Below are 5,685 nucleotides of genomic sequence, written 5' to 3'. Positions count from 1 at the left end.
ACGGGCTGAAGATGCCAGGACTGGCCGGCACCAGTCCGGCTAGGGGCCCGGGGAACGACGCGACCAGCCACGAATGGCCCGCAGCCGAAGGGCAGGCACATGCGCGCAGCGCATGGCATCCAGGGGCGCGGGGCTGTGTCATTGTGCGGCTCCGCCGCGTGGGCGCGACCAGCTCGCACGGCCCGAGGCCGAAAGCGGGGTTAGTAGTCCGAGCCCCTGACGGGGCCACCCTGAGCGGGTGAAAATCGGTGTGTGGCCGTGCGGCGGACGTCGACGCGCCTTGGCGTGATCCGAGCCCGAGGGTCAGTAGGACGGTGGGGGGCGTGTGACAGGCACCCGGAAGTGCTGCTTCGAGCGCGCGTATTAGATTCTTCCGCCTGCTGGACCCCTGCCGGACGGTCACGTGCTCGCGGCCGACATCGAGAGGGGGTGCCAGGGCAATGGAAGTGCTGCACGAACGCTGTGCGGGAATCGACATCAGCAAGGCGGACGTGAAGGTCACGATCCGCGTGCCCGGCACCGGCAAACGGCGCCGCAGCGAGACCCGGACCTTCACCACCATGACCCGCGACCTGCTGGCGATGCGGGACTGGCTGCTCGCCGAGGGCGTCACCCTGGTCGGCATGGAGGCCACCGGCATCTACTGGAAGCCGATCTTCTACCTGCTCGAACACGATCTGGAGTGCTGGCTGCTCAACGCCCGTCACATGAAGGGCGTGCCGGGCCGCAAGACCGATGTCAAGGACGCGCAGTGGATCGCCCAGCTCGTCGAACACGGCCTGGTCCGCCCCTCGTTCGTGCCGCCGGAGCCGATCCGGCAGCTGCGCGATCTCACCCGGTATCGCACCGAGGTCATCCGCGAGCGCACCCGCGAGACCCAACGCCTGGAGAAGCTCCTCGAAGACGCGGGCATCAAGCTGTCGACCGTGGTGTCCAACATCCTGGGCGTTTCCGGCCGGGCCATGCTGGAGGCACTGATCGCAGGTCAGCGAGACCCGCGGGTGCTGGCCGAGATGGCCAAGGGCTCGATGCGCCGCAAGACCGACACCCTCATCGAGGCACTGACCGGCCACTTCGCCGACCACCATGCGTTCCTCGCCCGCACCATGCTGGACCGGATCGACGCCTGCACCGCGACCGAGGCCCGGCTCAGCGAGCACATCGACCAGCAGATCGAGCCCTTTCGCCGCCGGGTCGAACTCCTGCTGACCGTCCCCGGGATCAGCACCCGGGCCGCCGAGGTGATCCTCGCGGAGATCGGCGCGGACATCGCCCGCTTCCCCTCCGCGGGCGACCTGGCCTCCTGGGCCGGGGCCTGCCCCGGCAACCACGAGTCCGCCGGCAAGCAGCCGACCGGCAAGACCCGGCACGGCGACCCGTGGCTGAAGGCCGCGCTCGGCCAGGCCGCCGTGTCCGCCGCGCGGACCAAGGACACCTACCTCGCGGCCCGCTACCGACGCCCGGCCGCCCGCCGCGGCAAGAAGCGCGCCCTGGTCGCGCTGGAGCACTCCATCCTCGTCAGCGTCTGGCACATGTTCACCAACGACATCGAGTACGCCGACCTCGGCAGCGACTACTTCCTCCACCGCGTCGGGCGGGCCCGACAGACCCGGCGGCTGGTGAGCCAGCTCAACCAACTCGGCTGTCAAGTGGTCCTCCAACCCGTCGAGGCTGCCTGACCGGCGGCCACGGACAAGGGACGCGGGATTTTCGTATTAGGGGCGCGGGGAACTGCGCAAACAACCACCCACGGCCCACAGCCGAGGCGCGCATCGTCTCGGGTCAGTCGCCCTGGCCGGCGCTGCCGATCGGACCGACCTTCACCGGGGAGCCGGTGCCGTCCGTGACGGGCAGCGTGGCGGCGCCCGGCCAGGCGAGGGTGACCGTCTTCGTCTCGTTCGGCGGGGTCACCAGGAGCCCTGTGATGCGGATGCCGGAGCCGCCCGACTTGTTGAGCGGGTAGGTGATGCCGAAGGACACCGACTTCCCGCTCTTGAGGACGCCGGGGCTGGGCTTCTCGGCGGTGCGCTTCGCGGACAGCGACCCCGCGTTGGTCTTCAGGTCGACGCCCGCGAACCCGGATATCGCACAGTCGTGGCCGCCGATGTTCTTCAGCGTCACCGCGACCGTGCCTTCGGGGTCGCCGGTGATGGTGCTGTCCTGCGCCGTGATCTTCAGGTCGGCGGTGCGGCAGTTGCCACCGGACTTGCCGTTCCCGCTAGAGCCGGACCCGGCGGTCGTGCCCTGCCCGCCGGAGCTCTTCCCGCTGCTCTGGCTGCCGCCGCCCGTGGCCGACGAGCCGGAGGTGGAGGCTTCCTTGCCGCTTGGCGTGGCCGTCGAAGGAGCCTGCGCGGAGCCCGAGTCCGCGTCCGAGTCCTGGCACGCCGTCATCAGCAGAGCGCCGCCGACGATGGCTGCGGAGACGAGAATGGCCTTGCGACGGTTGCCGGACATGAAAGAGCCCCTTGTTATCCAGTGATTGAGGCCGAAGCGGGTTCGGCTCCTCGGTACTTGCTCGATCACTATGAGGGGGCTGTGAGCCGCGGGGATACGGGCGTCGTCGTTCCACGACATCGCTGTCACCGACTGGTGACATGACCACGACGTGAGGGGGTGGGGCCGTTGGAGGCTCTGGCACGCTTTCGGCTGCGGGCCGGTTGGGGCCGTTTGCGCAGTTCCCCGCGCCCCTCAACCCGCTTTCGGCCGCGGGCCGTGGGTGGTTGCTCGCGCCCACGCGGTGGAGCCGCACAATGTCACAGCCCTGCGTCCCTGGATGCCATGCGCTGCGCGCAGGTGCCTGTCCTTTTGCTGCGGGCCGTTTGTGGCTGGTCGCTCCCCCAAGTTCTCGGCTCCGCTCGAACAGGGGGGACCCCCATCGCGGCGGAGCCGCACAATGTCACAGCCCCGCGTCCCTGGCAGCGCCGGGTACGGGCATCTTCAGCCCGCCATGGGGGTCCCCCCTGGCCCTTGAGGCCTTGGGGGAGTTTGAGGACGAGTGCCCTTCAGGCGCGAACGGGGTCTGGGGCGGAGCCCCAGGACTACCGACGGGCCGCAGCCGAACGACATCCCCCGGCGGGTCTCGGGAAGGGGCGGGGTGGGGATCAACCGGGCCCGCCCGCACCCCGCGCCGCGCGGAAATCGCGGGGCGCCACCCCGTACGCCGCCTTGAAGAGCCGGCTGAAGTGGGCCAAGTTCATGAACCCCCAGCGCGCCGCGATCGCGCCGACCGTGCGATCCGCCCCGTACGGCCCGGCCAACTCCCGTCGGCACCCCTCCAGTCGCCGCCCTCTGATCCAACCCGTAACCGTCGCCCCCTCCTCGGCGAACAGCTTCTGCAGGTGGCGGAGGGAGACGTGGTGGGCCCGCGCGATCCGCTCCGGGGACAGATCGGGGTCCGCCAGGTTCTGGTCGACGTACGCGCGGACCCGCAGCAGCGTGGTGCGGCGGGCGGCCCGCAGGTCGTCGCCCGGTGCGCGGACCCGTGAGGCCAGCATCGTGGCCAGCAGGTCGCCGACGGTCTGGGAGAGGCCGGCCGCGCTGTCCACGTAGTCGCCGGAATTCCGGGCGAGGCGGGTCAGGAAGGGGGAGAGCAGCGCCCCGACGCCCTCGCTCGCGGAGAAGAGGGTCGCCGTCACCTCGCCGGTACGGCCGCTGTCCAGGTGGGCGAGGCGGTGCGGAAGCATGAACTCCAGCATCGTGAAGTCCTCCCCGCAGATGAGGGTGTAGGGCCGGGAGGTGTCGTAACAGGCGATGTCCCCGGGGCGCAGCGCCGCCTCTCGACCGTCCTGCTGAACCACCGCGCTGCCCCGCTGAACCAGGCCCACCAGCAGGTACTCCGCGTCCGAGCGCGCGATCAGCCGGGGTGTTCGGTCGACCCGGCTCGGGTCGGCCGAGATCTCGGAGAACTGGACCGCGCCGAGCCGGTCCGCCCTGATCTCGCCGCGGAACGGATCGTCGCGCAGCGGCCTGACCTGCACCGGAACGAAGCTGTCGCACACCACGTCCTGCCAGAATGCGCGCCGCTGCGCCGCGGCATGGTCCTGTGTCCGCAGAAGTACGGTCACGACGTCTCACCCTTCCCTCGCCTGCCCAGGGGGAACGCGGGGTCCGGTCGGCGGATTCCCGTGCGCGTACCGGCAACCAGGCGTGCGCCCAGGGACAAACCGGCCCCGCTCCCGCCGGGCACCTTGGAGCCGTTCCCGATTCGACGAACTGTTCTCGATCCCGTTCCCGATCCCGACAGGAGAAGGCGCATGCCTTACGCATCAGTCAATGGCCAGCAGTTGTACTTCGAGGACACCGGCGGCGACGGCCCGGTCGTCGTCTTCAGCCACGGCAACCTCATGAATCGCCGGATGTGGGAGCCCCAAGTCCGTGTGCTGGGCGGGGAGTTCAGGTGTGTGGTGTGGGACGCGCGGCTGCACGGCCGTACCAAGGACGACGGGGGCCTGTACACGTACTGGGATTCCGCCGACGATCTGCTGAGCCTGCTCGACCATCTCGGCGTCGAGCAGGCGGCCCTGGTCGGCCACTCCCAGGGCGGCTTCCTGTCGCTCCGCGCGGCCCTGCGCGCGCCGGAACGGGTCAGGTCCCTCGTCCTGATCGACACCGCGGCGGTGGCCTGGCCCGGGGAGGCGCTGGCCCAGATGGGCGGGGTCAGCGAGGCTTTCCGCGCGGGTGGGCCGGATGCGGTGGCTCCGGTTCTTCTCGACCTGCTGCTCGGCAGCCCGGACGTCAATGAGGAGTGGCTGCGGGAGTGGCGGGCGCAGCCGCGGGAACGGCTGGCCGATGCGGTGGCCGTGCTGATGGGCGTGGACGACATCTCCGCCCGCCTCGGGGAGATCAGGCAGCCGGCCCTGATCGTGCACGGCGAGGCCGACGGCCCGGTGCCGCTGCCGCTGGGGCGGATGCTCCGCGATCGCCTGCCCGGCGCGGTGGGCCTGACGGCGATCCCGGCCGCGGGCCACACCCCGAGCCTGACGCACCCCGTCGAGGTGAACGCGTGCTTGCCCGCCTTCCTGCGACACGGAGTCGCATCGCCGCCCATCGACGATCCGGCGCTGCTGCCCGCCGCCTTCCAGGACGCGCTGAATGCTCAGGACGCCGAGCGGGTTCTGGCGCTGTATGCGGAGGGGGCGGTGATGCGTACGGTCGCGGGGGAGGTCATCCGGGGAAGTGCCGCGCTGCGGGCGGAGGTTGAGGGGATGATCGCGGCGGACCCGTGCATCGCCAACACCGTTCGCCACGTGGTGGTGGGTGAGGGTACGGCGCTGGTGGTCGTGGACTGGAGGCTGTCCCTGGTGGGGGCGGGCGGGGAGCGGGTCGTTGCGTCCGGCACTGCTGTGAATGTCGCCGCCCGGGCCCATGACGGAACCTGGCGGTTCACGATCCTGAGCCCGGGGGGTTGTGGGGTGAGCCCTTCCTGAGCGTCGCGGCTCGGCCGCGGGCTGGTGGGGCTGTTTGCGCAGTTCCCCGCGCCCCTAAACCCGCTTTCGGCCGCGGGCCGTGGGTGGTTGCTCGCGCCCACGCGGCGGAGCCGCACAATGACACAGCCCCGCGCCCCTGGATGCCATGCGCTGCGCGCAGGTGCCTGCCCTTCGGCTGCGGGCCATTCGTGGCTGGTCGCGTCGTTCCCCGGGCCCCTAGCCGGACTGGTGCCGGCCAGTCCTGGCATCTTCAGCCCGT

General features: G+C 70.9%; 4 protein-coding genes. 2 read left to right on the top strand and 2 right to left on the bottom strand.

Annotated features, from left to right (window positions below):
- Window positions 1-440 precede the first annotated feature (440 nt).
- On the top strand, window positions 441-1,679 hold the full coding sequence (locus ADK54_RS05020) for an IS110 family transposase (protein WP_053724295.1): 1,239 nt from the start codon (window positions 441-443) through the stop codon (window positions 1,677-1,679).
- Window positions 1,680-1,782: 103 nt separating this feature from the next.
- On the opposite strand, the gene ADK54_RS05015 is transcribed toward ADK54_RS05020, so the two are convergent.
- Complete coding sequence (locus ADK54_RS05015; protein WP_053724294.1) at window positions 1,783-2,454, bottom strand: DUF4232 domain-containing protein; 672 nt, start codon at window positions 2,452-2,454, stop codon at window positions 1,783-1,785.
- Between the two features lie 647 nt (window positions 2,455-3,101).
- A complete protein-coding gene (locus ADK54_RS05010; RefSeq protein ID WP_053724293.1) occupies window positions 3,102-4,064 on the bottom strand; it encodes a helix-turn-helix domain-containing protein in 963 nt (320 codons plus the stop codon).
- A 189-nt stretch (window positions 4,065-4,253) separates the two neighbouring features.
- Here ADK54_RS05010 and ADK54_RS45660 point away from each other — a divergent pair, with 189 nt between their 5' ends.
- Window positions 4,254-5,426, top strand: coding sequence for an alpha/beta fold hydrolase (locus tag ADK54_RS45660; protein WP_053724292.1), 1,173 nt, complete (start codon window positions 4,254-4,256; stop codon window positions 5,424-5,426).
- Window positions 5,427-5,685: the final 259 nt, after the last annotated feature.

It is taken from the genome of Streptomyces sp. WM6378 (assembly GCF_001279695.1).
GTDB lineage: Bacteria > Actinomycetota > Actinomycetes > Streptomycetales > Streptomycetaceae > Streptomyces.
The sequence above is the reverse complement of the archived record's forward strand: the minus strand, read 5'-3'. Positions and strand labels throughout refer to the sequence as shown.

Excerpts from the sequence above, each read along its gene's own strand:
- ADK54_RS05020 (WP_053724295.1), top strand. The coding sequence starts at position 441 with ATGGAAGTGCTGCACGAACGCTGTGCGGGAATCGACATCAGCAAGGCG.
- ADK54_RS05015 (WP_053724294.1), bottom strand. The coding sequence starts at position 2,454 with ATGTCCGGCAACCGTCGCAAGGCCATTCTCGTCTCCGCAGCCATCGTC.
- ADK54_RS45660 (WP_053724292.1), top strand. The coding sequence starts at position 4,254 with ATGCCTTACGCATCAGTCAATGGCCAGCAGTTGTACTTCGAGGACACC.